Source organism: Streptomyces sp. NPDC059895, from assembly GCF_042731035.1.
GTDB lineage: Bacteria > Actinomycetota > Actinomycetes > Streptomycetales > Streptomycetaceae > Streptomyces.
Map to the genome: position 1 here is coordinate 1 of NZ_JBHWKO010000058.1, position 19,180 is coordinate 19,180.

General features: G+C 69.2%; 16 protein-coding genes. 6 read left to right on the plus strand and 10 right to left on the minus strand.

Annotated elements, in window-relative coordinates:
* Both ACFV9M_RS37205 and ACFV9M_RS37210 read left to right on the plus strand, forming a co-directional pair.
* Window positions 1–967, plus strand: a 967-nt coding sequence (locus ACFV9M_RS37205) for an IS3 family transposase (RefSeq protein ID WP_385102662.1), incomplete at its 5' end; no start/stop codon positions are given.
* 656 nt (window positions 968–1,623) lie between these two features.
* Entirely contained in the window at window positions 1,624–2,211 is a 588-nt protein-coding gene (locus tag ACFV9M_RS37210; protein WP_385074819.1) for a hypothetical protein, read from the plus strand.
* A gap of 170 nt (window positions 2,212–2,381) precedes the next feature.
* Here ACFV9M_RS37210 and ACFV9M_RS37215 read toward each other — a convergent pair whose 3' ends face one another.
* On the minus strand, window positions 2,382–2,723 hold the full coding sequence (locus ACFV9M_RS37215) for a hypothetical protein (RefSeq protein ID WP_385074814.1): 342 nt from the start codon (window positions 2,721–2,723) through the stop codon (window positions 2,382–2,384).
* 241 nt (window positions 2,724–2,964) lie between these two features.
* Between ACFV9M_RS37215 and ACFV9M_RS37220 the strand changes: the two genes are divergently transcribed.
* Entirely contained in the window at window positions 2,965–3,858 is an 894-nt protein-coding gene (locus tag ACFV9M_RS37220; RefSeq protein WP_385074811.1) for an endopeptidase, read from the plus strand.
* Complete coding sequence (locus ACFV9M_RS37225; RefSeq protein ID WP_385074809.1) at window positions 3,855–8,294, plus strand: AAA family ATPase; 4,440 nt, start codon at window positions 3,855–3,857, stop codon at window positions 8,292–8,294. The genes ACFV9M_RS37220 and ACFV9M_RS37225 overlap by 4 nt, the downstream gene beginning before the upstream one ends.
* A gap of 165 nt (window positions 8,295–8,459) precedes the next feature.
* Here the strand turns inward: ACFV9M_RS37225 and ACFV9M_RS37230 are convergent, their stop codons facing one another.
* The 5 genes from ACFV9M_RS37230 to ACFV9M_RS37250 form a co-directional block, all read right to left on the minus strand.
* Window positions 8,460–10,967 (minus strand): hypothetical protein, encoded by a 2,508-nt coding sequence (locus tag ACFV9M_RS37230; protein ID WP_385074807.1) that lies wholly within the window; start codon window positions 10,965–10,967, stop codon window positions 8,460–8,462.
* On the minus strand, window positions 10,964–11,377 hold the full coding sequence (locus ACFV9M_RS37235) for a hypothetical protein (RefSeq protein WP_385074805.1): 414 nt from the start codon (window positions 11,375–11,377) through the stop codon (window positions 10,964–10,966). Before ACFV9M_RS37235 ends, ACFV9M_RS37230 begins: the two co-directional genes overlap by 4 nt.
* A 77-nt stretch (window positions 11,378–11,454) precedes the next feature.
* The gene (locus tag ACFV9M_RS37240; protein WP_385074802.1) at window positions 11,455–12,252 is read right to left on the minus strand and encodes a hypothetical protein; all 798 of its coding nucleotides are present in this window, start codon (window positions 12,250–12,252) and stop codon (window positions 11,455–11,457) included.
* Between the two features lie 141 nt (window positions 12,253–12,393).
* Entirely contained in the window at window positions 12,394–13,347 is a 954-nt protein-coding gene (locus ACFV9M_RS37245) for a hypothetical protein (protein ID WP_385074799.1), read from the minus strand.
* Between the two features lie 552 nt (window positions 13,348–13,899).
* Window positions 13,900–14,187, minus strand: coding sequence for a hypothetical protein (locus tag ACFV9M_RS37250; RefSeq protein WP_385074796.1), 288 nt, complete (start codon window positions 14,185–14,187; stop codon window positions 13,900–13,902).
* A 47-nt stretch (window positions 14,188–14,234) separates the two neighbouring features.
* Between ACFV9M_RS37250 and ACFV9M_RS37255 the strand changes: the two genes are divergently transcribed.
* Window positions 14,235–15,266, plus strand: coding sequence for a nucleotide kinase domain-containing protein (locus tag ACFV9M_RS37255; RefSeq protein ID WP_385074794.1), 1,032 nt, complete (start codon window positions 14,235–14,237; stop codon window positions 15,264–15,266).
* Window positions 15,267–15,308: 42 nt separating this feature from the next.
* Here the strand turns inward: ACFV9M_RS37255 and ACFV9M_RS37260 are convergent, their stop codons facing one another.
* From ACFV9M_RS37260 to ACFV9M_RS37275, 4 genes are read right to left on the minus strand one after another with little or no spacing between them, the layout of a single operon-like run.
* Entirely contained in the window at window positions 15,309–16,097 is a 789-nt protein-coding gene (locus tag ACFV9M_RS37260) for a hypothetical protein (protein ID WP_385074791.1), read from the minus strand.
* Window positions 16,098–16,139: 42 nt separating this feature from the next.
* Window positions 16,140–17,036, minus strand: a complete 897-nt coding sequence (locus ACFV9M_RS37265) for an ImmA/IrrE family metallo-endopeptidase (protein ID WP_385074788.1) — start codon at window positions 17,034–17,036, stop codon at window positions 16,140–16,142.
* A complete protein-coding gene (locus ACFV9M_RS37270; RefSeq protein WP_385074786.1) occupies window positions 17,033–17,437 on the minus strand; it encodes a helix-turn-helix domain-containing protein in 405 nt (134 codons plus the stop codon). The genes ACFV9M_RS37265 and ACFV9M_RS37270 overlap by 4 nt, the downstream gene beginning before the upstream one ends.
* Window positions 17,434–17,694 carry a phosphopantetheine-binding protein gene (locus tag ACFV9M_RS37275; RefSeq protein WP_385074783.1) on the minus strand — a complete coding sequence of 87 codons (261 nt, stop codon included), beginning with the start codon at window positions 17,692–17,694 and terminating at the stop codon, window positions 17,434–17,436. Before ACFV9M_RS37275 ends, ACFV9M_RS37270 begins: the two co-directional genes overlap by 4 nt.
* Window positions 17,695–17,817: 123 nt before the next feature.
* Here ACFV9M_RS37275 and ACFV9M_RS37280 point away from each other — a divergent pair, with 123 nt between their 5' ends.
* A complete protein-coding gene (locus ACFV9M_RS37280; RefSeq protein WP_385074780.1) occupies window positions 17,818–18,696 on the plus strand; it encodes a nucleoside triphosphate pyrophosphohydrolase family protein in 879 nt (292 codons plus the stop codon).
* Window positions 18,697–19,180: the final 484 nt, after the last annotated feature.

The window sequence follows — 19,180 nt, forward strand, 5'->3', positions numbered from 1 at the left end:
CACCGGTCGAATACGAGAACAACCACTACCTCGCAACCATAAAACTCCAGGTCACACCCAACGTCTGAGATCTCTACCGAACCCGGAACGGTTCACCGAGAACCGCGCCGTATTCGGCGTGCAGCGGATCTGCCGGGTGCTCGGGGCGTCCCGCGCCGGCTACTACCGGCACCTGGCCACCGAGCAGGCCCGCGCCGAGCGCCGGGCCGAGGAAAAGCGGACCGTGAGTGAGATCCGCGCTATCCATGCCGAACACCAGGGGGCGTATGGAGCTCCGCGCGTCCATGCTGAACTGCGTGCGAAGGGGCGGAGGATCAACCGCAAGCGCGTCACCCGGCTGATGCGGAACAACCACATCGTCGGCCGGCACCTGCGGAAGAAGAAGCAGACGACGATCGCGGACAGGACCGCGCCGCCCGTGCCGGACCTGGTGATGCGTGACTTCACCGCGGACACGCTGAACACCAGGTGGTGCGGCGACATCACTTACATAGCCGTCGGCGCGACGTGGCTCTATCTCGCCACAGTGATCGACATCTGCTCAAGGAAGGTGGTGGGCTGGTCGATCGCCGACCATATGCGCACCTCGCTGGTCACCGACGCGATCGAGATGGCCGTGGCCGCCCGCGGCGGCCGGGTTCGCGGCGTCGTTTTCCACACCGATAGGGGCGCCCAATACAGCGCGGCCGCCTTTGCCAAGGTGTGCCGCCGGCACGGCATCCGGCGCAGCATGGGCCGGGTCGGCTCAAGCTACGACAACGCCCTCGCCGAGTCGTTCTTCCAGGGCCTCAAGCGCGAGTTGCTCCACGGGAGGCGCTGGACCTCCAAGGCGCAGACTCGGCTGGAGCTGTTCCGCTGGCTGTCGTACTACAACAGGCGCCGTCGGCATTCCGCGCTCGGCTACCTCACACCGGCCGAGTTCGAACAGCAACTGACCACATCACGTACGCTGTCACTCGTCGCATGAAACCCGGTGTCCACTCCCGGGGATCAACCTCAACCACCGCCTGCCCCGGAGCTGGCGCCGACACTTGGAAGCGCCTGCTCAAGCGCTTCGAGACGCCCGCTTTGTCAGGGGCTGCCGATGGGTGACCAGGTTCCTGGTGTGCTGGAGTACTCGTATACGCCGGAGAGGTCCGCGCTGACACAGTAGACGCGGTTTGTAGTAGCAGCGAAGGAGCTGGGGGAATCGCCGATGGCGGTCCAGGTGTGCTTGGCCCGGTCGTATTCCTGGAGCTTCCCGCTGGGTGTGTCGGTGGCGTACAGCGTCGTAGGGCTGGTGAAGATCTGGTCGGTCGTGCCGCGCACCTGGTGCCAGACACCCGGCGTGCCGCTGTATTCGAATGTGTCCTGGTGCCCAGGGTGCCGACGCCGTAGAGGTGGTCGGCGGTCGCCGCGAAGGAACTGCCCGGGCCCCCGACGCGTGTCCAGGTGTTCTTCTCGCGGTCGTACTCCTCGATGTCGCCGGTGGCACCGTCGGTGGCGTACAGCGTCGTGGTGCTGGTGAAGATCCGTTCCGTCCGTTGGCGGCGAATGACGGTCCAGGTGCCGGCGTTGCCGGTGTACTCCTCGACCTGGGCGTCGGCGGTGATGCGATAGAGGCGGCTGGAGGTTGCCACCACGATGCCGGCTCCGCCGCCCGCGGGCCGGGATTTCGGTGACGGCGACGGTGCCTGGGCGGACGACGACGAAGGGGTCGGCTGGGCTTTCGCCGGAGCCATCGGGCCGGTGGGAGTCGGGCTCGGCTGGGTGCGCGCCGCACTCTGCTCCGGGAGGCTCAAGGGAGGCGTGGTGCTGGTCTGGTCGTTCGAGTTCTGCACCTGGTTGGCGACGATGAGGGCGGCGACCAGGGCCGCGAGTGCCGCCCACTGCACCGGTGCTCCCCAGCGCCTCGCCCGGGTCGGACGAGCGGGCGGGGTCGGGGAGGACCCTTCCGTCCCGGCGCTGCCAGGAGTGGGAGCCGGCGGCTTCGACGGGGCGTTTCGTGGTTCGTTCGGTGTGGTCTGCGCGACCTCGTTCGTGGGCGTCGGTGTGGCGTCGTCCCCTGTCGACGGGTTGTCCGCGGACGGCTCGGTCGGGGCATCGCGGATGTCCTCCGACGCAGGCCGGTCGGTGCCGGGCGAGGAGGCGCCTGGGGGCGGGACCGGCGTGGGCGCGGGGGCGGGGGCCTGTGCGGCGGGCGGGGCGGCGGATGCTGCGATGGCGGTGTGAGGTCGCACCGTTGTTGCGCCGTTGATCCTGCGGTGCCGCAGATGGATTGCGACGGGTTCTGGACCCTGCTCGGGCCGTTTGACCTGTGGTCCTGCAGGTTGGGTGAGCCTGCCGCAGTTGCGGTGAGAACGCCTATTGCGGCGTGCTGGGGGGAGCGCTCCAGAAGGTGATCATGGTCGCAGTTCGGGGAATGCTTCCTCCCAGACGTCCTTGATGGCCCTGCTGATGAGCTTGTGGAGCACTGGCCAAAGCTCACGCAGGATGTCCCGGTTGAGGAAGCGGCATAGGTCGTCACGCATGCCTTCGGCGAGCGCCGTTCTGTACAGGCTCATGCGCTGGCGCGGCAGGTCCAGATCGAGGACGCGCAGTCCGGACCACGCGATGTGCAGCGGCAGCTCCACCCTCCCGTGCTTGGGTCCGACCAGCTCGTTGAGGCTGGCGGGCAGACGCCGCCTGTATCTCGCTCGCAGCAACGATGCGATGGATGTGGGGTCGTCGTGCACGGCGTCCATCTTCCTCGGCGCGCCGGCTCCGGGCTGTACAGGTGGCTGCGCCGGGCCGGCGCGCTGGTCGGCTGGCTGGGGCGGCAGCCAGCGCGCGGGGCTCGTCGGCGGGGGAGGGCTACACACTCTACGGAGCCGCGCGTGCTTTAACTCCCCATGCGGGAGGGGTTGGTGCTCCCGTTGGGATGCGGCTGCACCCGTAGAGTGTCCCCTTGCCACGGCAGGCCATGAGGAGAGGGCGGGGGAGCGGGTGGGGCAGCAGTACGTGCTCGGGGTGCACGGGATCGGGCAGGGCAAGACATCACAGCGGGAGCTGACCAAGAGCTGGCGCGATGCCCTCGATCGCGGTGTGAAACTGCTCCACGGCGGTGCAACGCCCACGGCGGAGAGCATGCTGGCCCCGGTGCTGAAGGTGCCGCACTGGTCGGCCCTCCTGGCCGATGACGGGGGCGGGCTGAGCACGAGGGAGGCGTTCCCTGACGACGCGACACCGTTCACCGCGGACGAGGAGGCTTTCATCGTCCAGGCCTTGGACGACTTGCTCACCCCGCAGGAACGCGCGTACGCCGCGCAGGTCGACCCCACGACCCTCGGGCTGGTCAAGGTGCCGCCGAGCATCACCCGGCGTGCGATCGCCTACGACCGGCGCAAGCCCGGCGGCCTGGCCGGCAAAGTCATTCGGTCCCTGCGCGAGGTCAACGCCTACCTGACCGAACCGGACCTGGCCGGCCTGGCCCGCAAGCACGTCCTGGAGAGCGCCGACGCGCACACCACGGTCCTGATCGGCCACTCCCTGGGCAGCGTGATCGCCTACGACCTCCTCCGCCACGGTGAGATCGCCGCGCCCGGCACGGCGGGTGCGGACGTGCACACCTTCGTCACCTGCGGTTCGCCCCTGGCCATCCCCACCGTCCAGCGGGGCATGGGCATCACCAACGGGCGGCTGACGCAGATCGCACCCCACCTGCGGTGGATCAACGTGTTCGACCCGGACGATGCCGTCACCGGCGCCGCGGGCCTGGACCTGGCGGCGGACCAGGTCAGGGACATCGAGGTCGACAACGGCCGCCTCGACCCGCATGCCGCCGTCAAGTACCTGCGCACCCTCCCTGTCGCCCGCGCCGTCACCGCCACCTGGTCATGACCGACGAGCACGCCCCCGCCACCTCCGAGCGCCGCCTCCTCGTGATCGCCGTCAGCGACTACGACGACGGCACCCCGGCCAAACGCAGGGCCTTCCGCGACGGGATCGACGCCCAAGTCGCCGTCGTCGAAGACTGGTGGAACAGCCCTCGCCTGGACGACCAGCGCCGCTTCGAACCCTCCCACCCGCCCAAACCACTGCACAGCGTCCATGACCTGAGAACGTTCCTCATCGACGAGAACCTCATCGACGCATCCGACGACGAGGCCCTCGTCATCTACCTCACCGGCCACGGCCTGGCCCCTGCGGGACCGCAGCACTTCCTCCGTCTGCCCGACACCCACACCGACCGGCCCCTGGCCACCGCGTTCCCCACAGCCGAACTCATCGCCGCGGCCCTCGACTCTCCGGCCGAGCATGTGCTGGTCATGGTCGACTCCTGCTTCTCCGGCCGTCTCGCCGAAGAACTCGACCGCACCCTCAAGGCCCTGCACCCCGACCGGCACGCCCTGAGCTCGCTGGTCGTCCTGGCCGCAGGCAACGAAGACAGCACACCCCGCCTGCGCGCCTTCGCCTCAGCCCTGGCGGCCGTCCACGCCCACTGCGCCGACGAGGCCAACGGCTACGCCCGCTCCCATCTGAGCTGGGAAGACTTCCACACCATCCTGGACGCGGTGTGGGATCCAGCGCAGATGGCCGACATTCACGTCCTGTGGCCGCCTCGCAGCGTCAGCCGCCGTCTCGCCGCCCGTGAGCTGAGCCCCTGCCTGCCCAACCCCGGCCACACCGACACCACCCTGCTGGAAGACGCCCGCAGCCAACTGGGATGGACCCGGCCCGACGTCGACGACTACTGGATCACCAGGGCCAGCGGCCAGATGTCCGGCGACGCGGGCTGGTACTTCACCGGCCGCACCGCACTCGTCACCCGCATGAACGCCTTCCTCGCCGGCAGCGACAGCACGCTCATCGTCACCGGGCAGGCCGGCTCCGGCAAAAGCGCGCTGCTCGCCCGCCTGGTCACCCTCAGCGACCCGCGCTTCTGCGACAACCCCGTCTACCGCCCCTACCTGGCAGCGATCCCAGAGAAACTGCGGGTGCCCATCGGCGCCATCGACGCCGCGGTGCTGGCCCGCAACACCGACCCGCAGGAACTGTCCGCCGCGCTCTACCGGGCACTCACCGGCCAGCCCGTGCCGGCCGGCACGGACGCCTCCGAGCTGCTGCGCGGCCATGCCCGCACCACGCTGGCCCGCACCGGCCGGCCGCTCACCGTGGTCGTCGACGGTATTGACGAAGCAAGAACCCCGCGCCGCATCATCACCGACGTCCTGGGCCCCCTCGCCGCCCTGCGCGGCGACGGCCAAAACGCGGTCCGCCTCATCCTCGGCATCCGCAGCTCACCACCCCCCTCCCGCCACACCCTGCCGGTCAGGGACACACACGCCGAACGGGGCCTCCTCGACCTGCTCCGGCAGGCCACCGACGCAACCGCCCCACTGCGCACCGACGACGACAGTGCGCAAGAGGACATCGCCGCCTACACCGCAGCCCTGCTGCACGCCGAACCCGCCACAGGATCCCGGCTGGTCCACCGCAGCAACCAGCCCATCGCCGTCGCCGCCGCCGCCGTCGCACAGGAAGTCACCCCTTCCTTCCTGGACGCCCGGCTGGCCGCCCAGCAACTGCACGCCCGCGCCTTCCTGCCCGCGCCGTCCGACGCCCCATGGCGCCGCCAACTGCGCGAGGGCACCCAGGAACTGCTGCGGCAGGACCTCGCGGACGTCGCCCAGCACACCCGCACCAGGCCCGAGGACCTCCTGGCCGTCCTGCGCGCCACGGCGTTCGCACTGGGCGCCGGACTGCCCTGGGCGACCGTGTGGCCGGCCGCCGTCCACGGCCTCGAACCCGGCTGCGACAGCCCGGAAGCGACGATCCGGCTGGTACGCAACAGCCGCCTCACCGGATACCTGACGACCGCCGTCGAAGACGGCCGAACCGTCTACCGGCCCATCCACGAACGCGTCAGCGAAACCCTGCGCACCGCCCCCCAGACCCTGCTCATCGAGCAGACCCTGCCCGGTTTCGACGACACCCCCGACACCGGCAGCACCCAGGTACACGCCCATCTGACCCAGGCCTTTTCCCGTCTCCTCGCGGCCGCACCCCAGCAGCCGCCGCACCCCTACCTGCGCCGTCACCTGATCGCCCACGCCGAGGCGGGCGGCGTCCTCGACGACGCGCACATCCCCGCCTCGTTCCTGCCCTTCGAAACCCACGGCCGCATCCGCGGCGCCCTGGGACTTCCCGTCACCGCTCAGGCCGGCACCCGGCGCCTGGCCGCATGGTCCCGCATCGAGCCGTTCCTGGCCGACGCCCCGCCCGCCGCACGGGCCGACAGCCTGGCACTGGCCGAACAGGCGGACAGCGCTCAACCCGTGCCGCGCCCCGACACCCTGCCCCGGCCGCCGTCACTGGTACCCCGCTGGAACCGGCTCCGCCTGCCCAACAACATCCTCGCGGGCACCCCCAGCGGCGTCTGCCAGCTCGTTACCTTCCGCAGCGCGGACCGATCGACCATCGTGGCCGCCGGTCACGTCGACGGCTCCGTCACCATGTGGGATGCCCGCACCGGAGTCCCCTTCGGTGCACCCTTCACCAACCTCGGCCCCTATGTCCGCGCCATGACCGTCCTGAGCACACGCCGGAGGAAAACCCCGCTCCTTGTGGTGGGCAGCGATGTCGGCCTGTGGCGGTGCGACCCGGAGACCGGACGCATCTGGAGCCTGCTGGACGGCCGCATCAGAGCCATCGCATCCTTCACCGGACCGGACCGGGACACCGTGCTGGCCGTTGCGACGCCGCAGGGCGTGCTCACGATGGACCCCTACACCGGAGCCATCGTGCGCGAACGCCCTCGCACGCTTGAACGCCGTCCCGCCACCGTCCACGCCCTGGAGACCATCACGCTGCCCGACGGCCAGACGCTGCTGGCCATCGCAGAAGACGGCTCACACATCCCGCTGCTGGACGCACACACCCTCGAGAGCGCCGGCCAACTGCCCGGCATGGGCATGGGCACCTCGGCGCTGCAGGCATTCACCGACCGACACGGCCAGCCTCGTCTTGCCATCGCCTCCCGTTCCGGCAAAGGCGTGCGGATCTTCGACCCCGTCACCAGACGACCACAACCCCACGCCCCCATCCGCCGGTCCGTGGCCTCGATGGCCCACTTCCCCGACCTCGCCTACAACGGGCTGCTGGTCCTCGGCAGCGGTGTCGACGGAAGCATCACCCTGGTCGACCCCGACGACGGAGAACAGCTCTACACACTGCCCGCCGAACACACCAAGGCCATCCGGGGCCTGGCCGTCCTGCGGGTGGGCAGGGAACCATTCGTCGTATCCGGTTCCATGGACGGAACCATCCGGCTCTGGGATCCCGCCCGCGACGACACCCACGACAACCGCAGCACCGACCGGCACGCCGACCATGTCGCCCTCCTCCCGCAACAGACCGGCCCGCCCCGCCTCATCACCGGCTACGACGCGAACACCCTCACAGAGCTCTCTCCCACAACCGGGCGCACGACGTCCTACCCGCACGACGGCCCCGACCGACCCGGCCACCACATCACCGCCCTGGCCGCCCCGGAGAACGCCTCCCGCCACCGCCCCACACCCCTCGCCGTCGGCTACAGCGACGGAAGCCTTCGCATCCTCACCGAAGAAGGCGACCACCATGTCCTGCAGACACCGTTCGACCCCACCCGCCGCAGCCATGCACGCACCCTGCTCTTCCTGCCGACCGCACCGTCCCAACCCCCTGTCCTGGCCGCGGGGTTCAGCAACTCCTGTCTCGTCTACTACACCCTCGACGACGAGTCCGCCCCATACAGGGACACACTGCACACCGACGGCACCATCCGTGCCCTGGCCGCAGCACCCGCCGGCGAATCACCCCTACTGGCGGTGGCCACCCGCACCGTCCGCCTGCTGCACCCCGGCCAACCGGCCCACGCCCGCCTGCCCCAGCGCATCGGCGGTACGCACAGCCTGGCCTTCATCACCCTCCCCGCCGCACCAGACCCGTTCCTCGCAACCGGCGGCGCCGACGGCGTCATCAGACTGTGGAACCCCGCCACACCACGCAGGGAAGCTCTGCCTGTTCTGCAAGGCCACCGAGGGAAAGTGACCGCCCTGACCGTCCTGCACCACCCGGCCCACTCCCAGCCCCTGCTGCTCAGCGCCAGCACGGACGACACCACCATCCGGGCATGGGACTGCCAGACCGGCGAAGAGATACTGCGGCTGATCACCGCAGCCCCCATCACTACACTCGCCGTGTTCCCGCCCGGCATCCACGGCCAGGGCAGCCAGCCCACCATCGTCTTCGGCAGCCCTCGAGGGATCGCCGCCTCGACCGTCCACCTCTGAGCTCTCGTCCATCGGAAGTTGCAGTTCTGGCGGTAGACGACGTAGCACCCTTGCCACCGCGCAGTTCACGCAGCCAACGAGCTTGAGCGTGCGGCTGGTTGGCCCTCATTGCTTGCAGGCAGCGTGTTCCTCGGTCCGGACCCGGGTACAGCCCGTGGGCAGGCTCTACGGGAGACCCGTGCGCAGAGTTCGTGGCCCACTGTCGGTGAGGTGGAGGCGGTGGAGGTCTTCGTGGAGCCAGGCGTAGGCGTAGTCGGTTGCGGGGGCGTCGTCGAAGATTTCCGGTTCGCTGAGTACCGGTGTACTCGGGCGTGCCCAGGGGGACTTCGTCGGGCGGGGCCCGTGTGCGGGTGGAGGCACAGGGGTGTAGAGGGCGTCCCTTGACGGGACGAGTCGGACGGTGACCGAGCTGCTGGGCGAGGGGTGTAGGGAGAGTCGCATGCTGGGCGGTTCGTACGCGTCTTTGCCATGGGGCGGGGCTGTGTACAGGTCGCCGATCAGTGCGGCGGGGGCTGCGCTGGCCAGGCCGAGGGCCGGCTTGAGCTGAGGGAACCAGGTGTCGACGAGCGCAGTGTAGATCTCTACTGCGGCGGTGAGGACTTGCTCGGTGCGCAGCCTGAGCTGTTCTGGGCTGTAGGTGTCCCAGACCCAGTACCGCTGGCGGCTGTGTTCTTGGTCGGGAACGGCATACGGGGAGTGAAGCAAGCCGTCAGCGTCAGCCCATCGGCCGCTGCCGAGTGCCTCCTCGAGCCGCAGCAGCTCCGCCTGCCAGCCGGTGAACCGTCTGCCGAAGCCCCACCGCACCGGCACACGACCCGGCTCGCCGTAGAGGTGCTGGCGTAGAGCCTGGTGCACTTCTTCCGCTCGCAGCGGGGTGAAACGACGGGAGGTAAGTCTCATCAGGTCCGCGCCCGCCAACCACAGGCGCTCCTTGGTGTAGGCGTCGCAGTCGGCCAGGTCGAAGTCCTTGTGCGAGCACAAGGTGTGCAGGCGTGAGGCGAGCAGCCTCAGCATCTTCTGCCAGGGCCAGGCGGCATAGTCCACGGCGGCGGACCCGAACAACGCCGTCACGGGGCGCACCCCAGGCGGTTCCGTCCACCGTTGGGCAACCGGGATCGCGAGCCCCGGGGTGCGGTCACCGTCGCGGCGCAGGATGTGCAACCCCAGTTTGTTGCCCTTGAGGTCGGCATCGACCGTGACCGGGCCGGTCCACCCCGCAGAGGAAAAGATGCGGTCACCTGCCGGGCTGAGCGCTCGCTGCCAGGCATCGAGGGTTTCCTGCAGGCGCCGGCTGACCACGTCCGCAGGCAGATCCGGCCAAGGGCCTTCCCGCTCGGGCGCGGCCTGCGGGATGGCCTCTTGGACGGCCCAGGCCGCGACGCCGGGATGAGCACGCAGCAAAGGATCCAGCACCGTACGTGCCGACTCCCAGCCGCCCGAGGCGATCGCCATCGCCAGCCCGTAGCGCCAGCGGTCCAGCAACTCCACGCTCTGCACCACCTCTGTCAGCACCCCGTGGGCCAGCAGCGCCTGCCCGGCGAAGTACTGTTCAAGCACGGGCAGCGCGAAGGCCAGATGCCGGTCTCCGCGACGCACCACCAGCCGGGTGTCCAGCAGTGCTTGTACCTCTCCGGGGCTGCCCACGTCCGCGGCCGCCGCTACTCCTCCGGTGCTGAGACAGGCCGTAGCGAGCTGCTGCAAAAGCCGCTCGGCGCGCTCTTCCTTGACGCTTTCGACATCGCGCAGGGCCCGGGTGACCAACGCGTCCAGGAAAGCCACCGGACTGTTCGGCAGACGCTCATGATCTTGCTGGATCCGGGCTGCGATGATGGCGAACAAAGGTCGGTGCAGCACGCTGCGCACCATGCGCGGCTGACTGTGCACCGCAGTGCCGTTACCGCCGAGCCGGTCCATCAGCGCGGCCGCTTCGTCCGCCGGCAGCTCAGGCATTGTCCTGCGCAGTTTTTCGTCCATCTCCAGGCCGGGACGCGCAGTAGCCAGGATGCGCCAGCGCGCACCCGCCGAGGAGAGCGTCCAACTGCATGCCTGGTCCAGCAGTTCCTTACCGCGGATCGGGCCGGGCTCCTCCAGCCCGTCCACGATCAGCCGTACCCCGCGCACGGCGGGATCCCCGAGAATGCGTGCGACGCGGGTGGCAGTGTCGATCAGGTGGCCCTGGACGTCCTGCGCGGCAAGACGGACCGGAATGGGGGCCTGCTCGTCAGCGCGTGCGGCAGCGATATCACGTTGGTGCTGGCGTTCGGCGGCGAGGGACTTGCCCGCTCCGAAAACGCCTTCCAGGACCACGACTCCGCATTCCGGCAACGCAGCCACCGTGTCGGGCAAGGCTCCCACCTGCGGAGTGTCGGTGAGGTCGGCCGCCACCGCGACCGGCACACCAGCCGCGTGCCAGCGTTCCACCATGCGGGTTCGGCAGCTGGCGTCAAGGTCATCCAGGGATGCCGCGCCCACGACTTGTTCACCGGGCCCGGCCCGGAACACGACAACGGTGTTGCCGCGTCCGCCCACGATGGTATCGGCGGAGCCGCCGACGGCAATCGCTCCGTCACCCGGAGCCGACACCGTGCCGGGCGTAACTGACGCGTCCTGCGCGCTGCGAGGCATCTTGCTGCGCCGCCCGATGCCGAGGCGCTGCCACCAGGTGACCGTCACGTGCTGTTGCCGTCGCCCGTGACTGCCTCTCCGATGGAGCCGCCCGCGGACACCGACTTCGTGCCGGATGCTTCTGCCCGGCCACTCGGGGCCGGTGATCCGGGCGGGGGAGCGGGGACGGTCCCGGAGACCTGGTTGTTGTTGCCCGTCACGACCCTGCCGATACTGCCGCCGGCGGCGACGGAACCCGCTCCTGACGCGGTGGCCTGACTGGTGGCCTGGGCGGACTGGAGCACCAGAGCACGCACGGCGAAAACCGTCATGACCAGGGTGACGGCATCGGCGGCAAGGCCCGCCGCGGTGCCCGCCGTGCCGAGATCCTTCAACCACAGCAGTAGCGCCAGTCCTACACAGGCAAGGCCGGCTGCCGTCGCCACTGCCCACAGCACGCCCTTGCGCCAGCCGGTCATCACGACAACGCCCCCTGCTCGTCTCTGCCTTGCGGCACCCTAGCCGAAGGACGGGCGAACACGGGACGTGTGCGTCTTCAGTCCGCTGCGGGCGCCGTGACGCCCAGTGCACCGCGTGACCAGAAGCCCAGAGGGCTTGCACCCGCTACGTTCTGGGAGAACGGAATCCAGCGCTGGCCACTCCCGCAGTGGCTTTCGTAGATCTCGGCGTCATAAGCCTCGTTCGTCACCAGCGCCACCACGCCGACCGCGTCTCCCGCATACGCATCGTGGAGAGCTGTTGACTCGGCATGGGCTCGGACGGTTTTCACGAAGGACGGGCTGGAGATGCGGGAGCCGTCGTACTCGCCGAATCCCGCGTGCAGGACAAGCCGCAGCTGCGGCAGGAGATAGCCGGTCCTGCTCGCGGCGTTGGCCCAGTCCGCAGCCATCATGCGATCCAGCTCGGACAGCAGGAAGGCTCCCACCGTGCGAACGTCCGCTGCCCCGGTGAACAGAAGAAGACTCTCGCCGCTGTCCTGTTCTTCTCCGTAGGCCACCAGCCCCTGAGCTCCGACATGGTGCAGAGCCTGTTCGACGTAGGACTGCACCAGGCGTCGACCGGGGTGCACCGAGACAGCCTGGCCGACCCAGTTGACCAGGCCGATCAACACAGGGACGACGACCCTGACCTTGGTGGTGGGAAAGCCCGGGGCCTCCTCGTCCGTACGCGTCGAGCCCGCCGGGCCGCCTCCACCACCGAAGATCAGGTAGTGGTGGATGATGTTGTTGTCACCAGTCACGGCGATTTCAACATCGCCGCCGACGGCGACAGCCCGCTCGCCCGAGGCTTCAACCGAAGGTGGCGCCAGCGGCGCAGGATTCGACTCCGACACGACACCTCTCTCCTTTTGACCAGGTGCACGCCCTCGGGCACCAACAGCGAAAAGGCGTGACCGGTGAAGACTTGGCCAGCATAGGGTGTGCGACGCGCCGTAGACGGCTGCCGGCTGTACGCCGCCGGTAGGCGATCGGTGTCAGGCGTCGACTGGTATCCAGGACAGATGGCAGCTACGCAGACTCTCGCCCAGCAGGGGCTCGAGGTCGGTGAGGGCCGCACCCAGGCACTCCAGCGCGTCGGCGCTGATGCGATGGACGGTCTCCTCATCCCGCTCGGCGTCCGCCGAGGCGCCAGGCATCCGAATCGTGGACACCTTGTGAACGGGATCGTATGACCACAGGCCGGCGCGCGGCGAGGTGTGGTCCAAAGACTGCGGGCGGTGACGGTGGTAGTCCATGCCGCGCCGTTGCTCCAACGCGGCAAACCTCGAGTCGACTTGCAGCAGGCACAGCCGCGCCACAAGGTCCTGCAGCGAGGCGAGGCCGCTTGCCTCGGCTGCTGCCGGCAGCAGCGTGGACCAGACATCGCCTGTAGGGGAGAACGTCAGCCAGGCCTCCTTGAGATCGGTGCCCGGAGGGAAGCCCTGCGCCTTCTTCAGTCGTTTCGCCTGGTTTACCTCGTAAGCGGCAGCGGGGTGGCACAAGACGGTCCGCAGCACGAGGTTGGCCAGCCCGTGCGCGGCACCGAGAACGAAATGCGTACTCATCTCGCACAGGGCGCGCACCGCCATCCGCCGGCTGTGCTCAAGGACGGCCGCTTGCCGTGGATCATGGATGGCGACGGCCCGTTGGTGGCGTTGTGCGTCCTGTTCCGCGGCCCGGGCCAGGGCGAGTTGCTCTCCGATGCTGCCCATCAGCCCGTGGATTTCCACCACCCGGTTGATCAGTGGCCCGTAGCCCGTGACCCCGGCCTGCCTCAAACTTTCCTGCGAAGCCCAGCCCACGTGGGCTCCGCGACTGCTGAAGGCCTGCCAGCGCATTGCTACCGCCTCCACTGCCTCGCGCGGGTCGACGGCTGCCGCCTCTTCCTGCCCACCCGAAGGAGGGGCGAACGAGGAGAAACTCATGGCTGAGGTCCACTCTTGCGTCATCCGTGCAGCGTACGCAGCAGCTAGGACGACCGGCTCAGGAACGGCGGCGGACCGGACGAGTTGCCGCCACACCAGGTCCTGCGGTTGCCCGCGAGACACTTCTGCGGAGGATGCCTGGAGGGAAGGCCATCGCGGGGAGAGACAGGTTGACCTCGATCAGCCGGACAGCGGCGATGAGTTCGGTCGTTCGCTCCTGGGAGAGCCACCCGTCGACTGATCGGTTGCCAGGCGGCCCACCAACTCCTTCTGTTCGTCGTGCAGATGCTGCCATGAGGCCTGCTGCTCGTGCAGCCACTGCCGGGTCTGGTCCTCGCCGGGGCTGCCGGGCCACCACACCACGCCTTCGGGCAGGCCGCGGAGGTGATGGCGGGCGGCCCAGTGGCTCGAGCGGTGGCTGCGCCGTCAGATCGCCGACTACTCCCGGCTGGCCTGCGGGACATCCGATCGGCCGCCTGTCGAGGCATGGTGCACGCAGCCGTGACCGTGAGGCGTGTGGCTGCGTTGACCGGGCGACTGAAGGGACTCGGGTGAGAAACCGGAACTGACTCGGTGTCATCTCCTGCCGCGGGTGCGTCCGGGAGAGCGTACGGACGGCAGGTCGTCGCGCGTGTTGTCCGCGTCGAGGGCGTCGGCGGGCATCTGGCGGTAGGAATGGAGGAGTTCGGCGATGACGGCGGGACGGATCTCGGCCGCCGTCACGAGTGCGGCCAGAACCTGCGAGCGCGACGTCTGCTCCCCGGCCGCGGCTGCGGCCCGGACCAGGATGTCCAGCCTCGTGTCCACGTCCTCCGGCCAGTCGACCAGCGTCTTGCGTCGTGGACGCTGCCACAGCAATTCCACACGTCCCCCTCGCTGACATCTGTCTATATTGAATATATATTGAGCCCATGGTGACGGTGCTGCAAGAGCGTGCAGAGCAGAGGGTCTTAGACCGCGACCCTGTGAGGAAGATCCGTGTGGCAGGCCGCACGCTGACGGTGACGCCGGTGTTCGACACCTACTGGCGCTTCGCGGCGGCGCGCCAGAAGGTTTATGAGGCGCGACTTGCCGGGGGAGCGGGACCGTTCACGGACGATCCGATCCTGCAGCGACACCGTTTCACCAACTGCTTCAGGGCCGCCGACAGGGTCAGCCAGGACCTGATCGGCGGCGTGATCTACCGGGGTGAGCAGGCATGGGAGGAAGTCTTCTTCCGGACTTTGCTGTTCAAGATCTTCAACAAGACCTCGACATGGCGGCTGCTGAACGGCGCGCTGGGAGAGGTGCGGTGGGACGCCTACGACTACCGGGCCTTTGACAGGGTGCTCTCACAGGCCTTCACCGCTGGGCAGCGGTTGTACTCGGCCGCCTACATCGTGCCCCCGCCACGGTTCGGCGAGGAGCGCAAGCACCAGAACCATCTGCGGCTGCTGGAGATGATGATGACTGCGGACGCGCCGCAGCGCGTGCTGTCCGCGCCCACACTCCAGGGCGCCTACCAGGTCCTGCTGGGCTTTCCGGCGATCGGCCCGTTCCTGGCCTACCAGTTCGTGATCGACCTCAACTACGCGGCTGAGATGCCGTTTTCGGAGATGGACTTCGTCGTCGCCGGACCGGGAGCGCGCGACGGGATCCGCAAGTGCTTCGGGACGGCGGCCGACGGCATCGAGGCGGACGTCATCCGCTACATGGCCGACACCCAGGACGAGCACTTCGCCCGCCTGGGTCTTGCGTTTGCGGGACTGCGCGGGCGCCGGCTGCAGCTGATCGACTGTCAGAACCTGTTCTGCGAGGTCGACAAGTACGCCCGGGTCGCCCACCCGGACATCGCCGGGATCAGCGGACGCAGTCGCATCAAGCAGACCTACCGGCAGCAGGCCGATGCGATGCCGGCCTGGTTTCCCCCCAAGTGGCAGCTCAACGGTCCGCCCGGACGCTGAGGTTGCCGCATACGACGCCCGCCCGTCTTGCGGCGGCTGCCGTCATGCCGCGAGGCGGCTGGTGCCGGTCAGCAGGGGGCGCAGTTGGGTGATGGGGCCGTCCAGCCGGGCGTGGCCGGCCACCACGGTCAGGGTTCCGCAGCCCAGTTCGGCCTGCTGGGCGATGTAGGCCAGCAGGCGGCCCAGGCCGAGGTAGTTGCCGTAGGCGCGCTCGAACATGAAGTGGCTGCGGTACAGGGCTGCGGCGTGCACCCGCCGGTCGCGGTCCAACTGGAGGGAGATGTGGCTCAGGCAGGGGAAGCCGATGTAGCTGTTGTCCTTCCCGGCGGTGTGGACCAGCAGGTCCGCGCCGGCCTCCTCCGTGTCCGTGACTGCGGCTATGTCGATCTCGTAGGCGGCGGCTATCTTGGTGCCCGCGGCCTGGGCCCGCAGGCGGCTGATGACGGTGCCGAGCTGGTCGACGCCGGTCTTTGACGCCGCAGGGTAGGACACCAGGCGGCCGAAGTACGTGCCGCGGTGATTGCCCGGGTACCGCTTGATCACTGGATACATCCGCCGGTAGCGCTCGGCGAGGTCATCCGGGCCGGCACTCCGTGCCGCCAGGGCCGCGGGGAACAGGGTGCCGGCCACGGTCTCCAGCGGCCACAGCCCGCGAGCGGTGCGCAGCCGGTCCAGTTCGGCGCGGAACACCGGGTCGTCGCTCGTCGGGTCCGCGATGCGCACCACCGTGTGCAGGCCGGTCCGGTCCGGGTTGTCCTTGCGATCCAGCTTGTTGCAGGCGGCTACCCAGGCCTGGGTGACGTCGCGTTCGGTCACGGTGAAGGTGTGCATCAGTCCTCCTGACGCATACGGATGTGGTCCGGGGAGTCGGGCTCAGGCGGGCCAGGTCTCGTCGACCCCAGCACGCGGGGCTTCGCGCACCACCGTCAGCCGCAGCGAGGCGCCGTGCGCCAACGCCGCGACCTCGATCAGGCCCTGTCCGCCCGGCGGGAGTTCGTCGGTCACCACGGCGCTCGCCAGCGGCGTCGCGCCGTCACTGGTCCACTGCTCCAGTCCCTTGGGCAGGACGTCGAAGACCGCGTGGTCCAGGTGCAGCACCAGCACATCGCCCGCGTCGGCGTACACCGTCTGCCCCGCGGAGGCTGCCGTGATCACGTGCACCTGGGCGTGCGCGGGCAGCGAGGCCCCACCCGCCAGCGAACTGCGCAGGCCAGCAGGAGGGATCTTGGACCACTGCCCGGCCCGGCCGGCATCCAGCAGCCGGAGGTTCACCAGGTGGCGCACCGTCCCGGCGTACGACGTGCCCAGTTCGCGCGCCACCCGGTAGACATGCTCGGGACGCGACGGCCGGCCTCCGCAGATCCGCTCCAGGGCTGCCCGCACCGCCGGCAGGGGCATCAGGAACCACGCCGCGAACGCCTCCGCAGTCTTCTCCTCCTCCGGCCAGCTGCCGTTGCCCCAGCGCAGCGCGGGATCGAGTTCCTCGTCGGCCGCGGTGCGATGGCCCAGGCGGTGATGTCCCAGCTCATGCGCGGCCGTGTGCCGCTGGGTGACGGCGTTCAGCGAGGCATTCAGCATCACGGCCGGTCCCTTGTCGGCGGGGGAGAAGTACACGCCGAACAGCCGGGGCATCGGCTGAGCCATCCCGATCACGTCCGCTGCCCCGAGCGCCCGGTGCACGTGGACGTACTGCGTGCGGTCGATGCCGAGGTCGCGGTGCGCCTGGACGGCGGCGATCGACGCGATCCGGTGTGCCAAGACCCAGTTCACGCCGTCGGACTCCCGCCCTCGGAGTCCTGCTCCTCACGTTCTGCCGCACGCCGCAGCGTGAGGTACTCGGCGAACTCCAGCACGGTCTTGGCATCCCCGTCGGTGAGCTGGGCCAGCGCCCGCGGCAGACCGGCCAGCGCGTACTCGCCGGCGTCGGCGTCCTTCTCCTCGGCCAGGAAATAGGCGACCGGCTGCCGGTACAGGCGCGCCAGCTTCTTCAGCTCCAGGCTGTCCAGCCGCCGCTCGCCGCGCTCGATGTCGCTGATGGCCGAGCGGGGGATGCCGGTGGAGTCCGAGACGAACTGCTGGGACATGTTCAGGTAGTCGCGGGTCTTCTTCAGCCGTTCACCGAGCCGTACCAGCTCAGGATCACGGTCACGGCTGTCCGAGGGAGGGGTCATGACTGCTGCCTTTCGATGATGGCGTCCAGTACCGCCGCGGCGAATGCCCGCACGGACCGGGTGGCCTGGGCCGCTTCCCGGTCTGCGGGAATGGCGACGTGGTAACGCTCCTCGACGCGTGTGAGGATCTCGACCACCAAGAGGGAGTCCACGGGCAACTCCAGTCCGCCCTGCTCCAGTTCGGAGCGGAACTCGCTGGGGGAGACGCCTTCGTACTCGGCGAGGAAGTCGATGACGACCGAGGTGATGTCGTCCATGCCCGGTGTGCCTGTGTTCGACAACTCTCCCCAATCGTCTGCATTTCCAACGGCGCTGTCGTAGCATACGACATGTTGTCGGGAAAGCCAACGTGGCTGTCCCAAGATCAGACAGGTGTGGGTGTGGATTTCAAGCGCTACCAGGAAGCGGCCGTCAAAACCCTCCAACCGCCCGCGGACGGCACCGACCCCGTCCTCGTCCCTCTCCTCGGCCTCGCAGGCGAGGTCGGATCCCTGGCCACCGCCTACAAGAAGTTTCTGCGCGACGGGCCGGCCTTCGAGCAGGGCAAGCACCAGTTACGCGAAGAACTCGGCGACGTCCTGTGGTACGTCGCCGCCCTCACCCACCGTTTCGGACTCGACCTCGACGACGTGGCCGCCGCCAACCTGGAGAAGGTCAAAGACCGCTGGCGCCCCACCCCCGATGACGAGCACGCCTCATTCGACGCTGGCTTTCCCGTCCACGAGCAGCTGCCCCGGCAGACCACGCTGACCTTCACGCCCACCAGGACCGACGACGGCCGCACCGTCGTCATCCTCACCCGGGAAGACGGAACCCCCGCCGGCGACCCGCTCACCAGCGCCTCCCACGTCGAAGACGGCTACCGCTTCCACGACATCTTCCACCTCGCACACGCCACCGTGCTGGGCTGGTCCCCCGTCACCCGCTTCCTGCTGGGCCGCAAACGCAAGAGCGACCCCCGCGCCGACGAAGCCGAAGACGGCGGCCGCGCCATCGCCATCGAAGAAGGCATCTCCGCCCTGGTCTTCTCCTACGCCGCCCGCCACCGCTACCTCGCCGACATCAAGCACATCGACCAGGAGCTCCTCGCCACCATCAGCCATATGACCGCCCACCTCGAGGTCAGCATCTGCCGCGCCGCAGACTGGGAGCACGCCATCCTCACCGGCTACACCGCCTGGCGCCAACTGCGCGACCACAACGGCGGCACCGTCCACCTCGACCTCGACCAGCGCACTCTCACCGTCACCCAGCCCTGACAGCACCGCCGTTGGGGAACACTCCAACCCGGGGAGTTCCCCAACGCCCGCACGACTGCGCCCGTGCCCGATGCGCCCCGGCGGACCTTGCGAGCGGCGGTGTTCGGAGCCGGCGGCGGGCAGGAGCGACACCAGCGGGCACGATGAGGGCCTGCACCCCCGTGCAACAACTGCCCGACCGGTGACGGACGGCCGGGCAGGCTGGGCACTGACGACCCCGACCCGTCCGGATGTGACAGAGGCCGTGGCGCGGCTTCGGATGCGGTCCTGTCCTAACCGCAGAGCCGACCCTGCGTCTGCCCGCCACCCGGCCACGCTGTGGCCGCCGAACCCGGCATGGCCGAATGGGGAGGCGTCCGAGAACTACCGCAACAAGCCTTGCCGGTGGTACCGGGACCCGTGTCGGCCCAGCGCGGCACCGCCGCAGACGACGTGCTGCCGCAGGTCACCCGCCTACTGGCTCGAAGGCGACTCATGGCCTCCG

Coding starts and splice junctions, on each gene's coding strand:
- ACFV9M_RS37210 (WP_385074819.1), top strand. CDS start 1,624: ATGCCGGCTCCGCCGCCCGCGGGCCGGGATTTCGGTGACGGCGACGGT.
- ACFV9M_RS37215 (WP_385074814.1), bottom strand. CDS start 2,723: ATGGACGCCGTGCACGACGACCCCACATCCATCGCATCGTTGCTGCGA.
- ACFV9M_RS37225 (WP_385074809.1), top strand. CDS start 3,855: ATGACCGACGAGCACGCCCCCGCCACCTCCGAGCGCCGCCTCCTCGTG.
- ACFV9M_RS37235 (WP_385074805.1), bottom strand. CDS start 11,377: ATGACCGGCTGGCGCAAGGGCGTGCTGTGGGCAGTGGCGACGGCAGCC.
- ACFV9M_RS37245 (WP_385074799.1), bottom strand. CDS start 13,347: ATGACGCAAGAGTGGACCTCAGCCATGAGTTTCTCCTCGTTCGCCCCT.
- ACFV9M_RS37255 (WP_385074794.1), top strand. CDS start 14,235: ATGGTGACGGTGCTGCAAGAGCGTGCAGAGCAGAGGGTCTTAGACCGC.
- ACFV9M_RS37260 (WP_385074791.1), bottom strand. CDS start 16,097: ATGCACACCTTCACCGTGACCGAACGCGACGTCACCCAGGCCTGGGTA.
- ACFV9M_RS37270 (WP_385074786.1), bottom strand. CDS start 17,437: ATGACCCCTCCCTCGGACAGCCGTGACCGTGATCCTGAGCTGGTACGG.
- ACFV9M_RS37275 (WP_385074783.1), bottom strand. CDS start 17,694: ATGGACGACATCACCTCGGTCGTCATCGACTTCCTCGCCGAGTACGAA.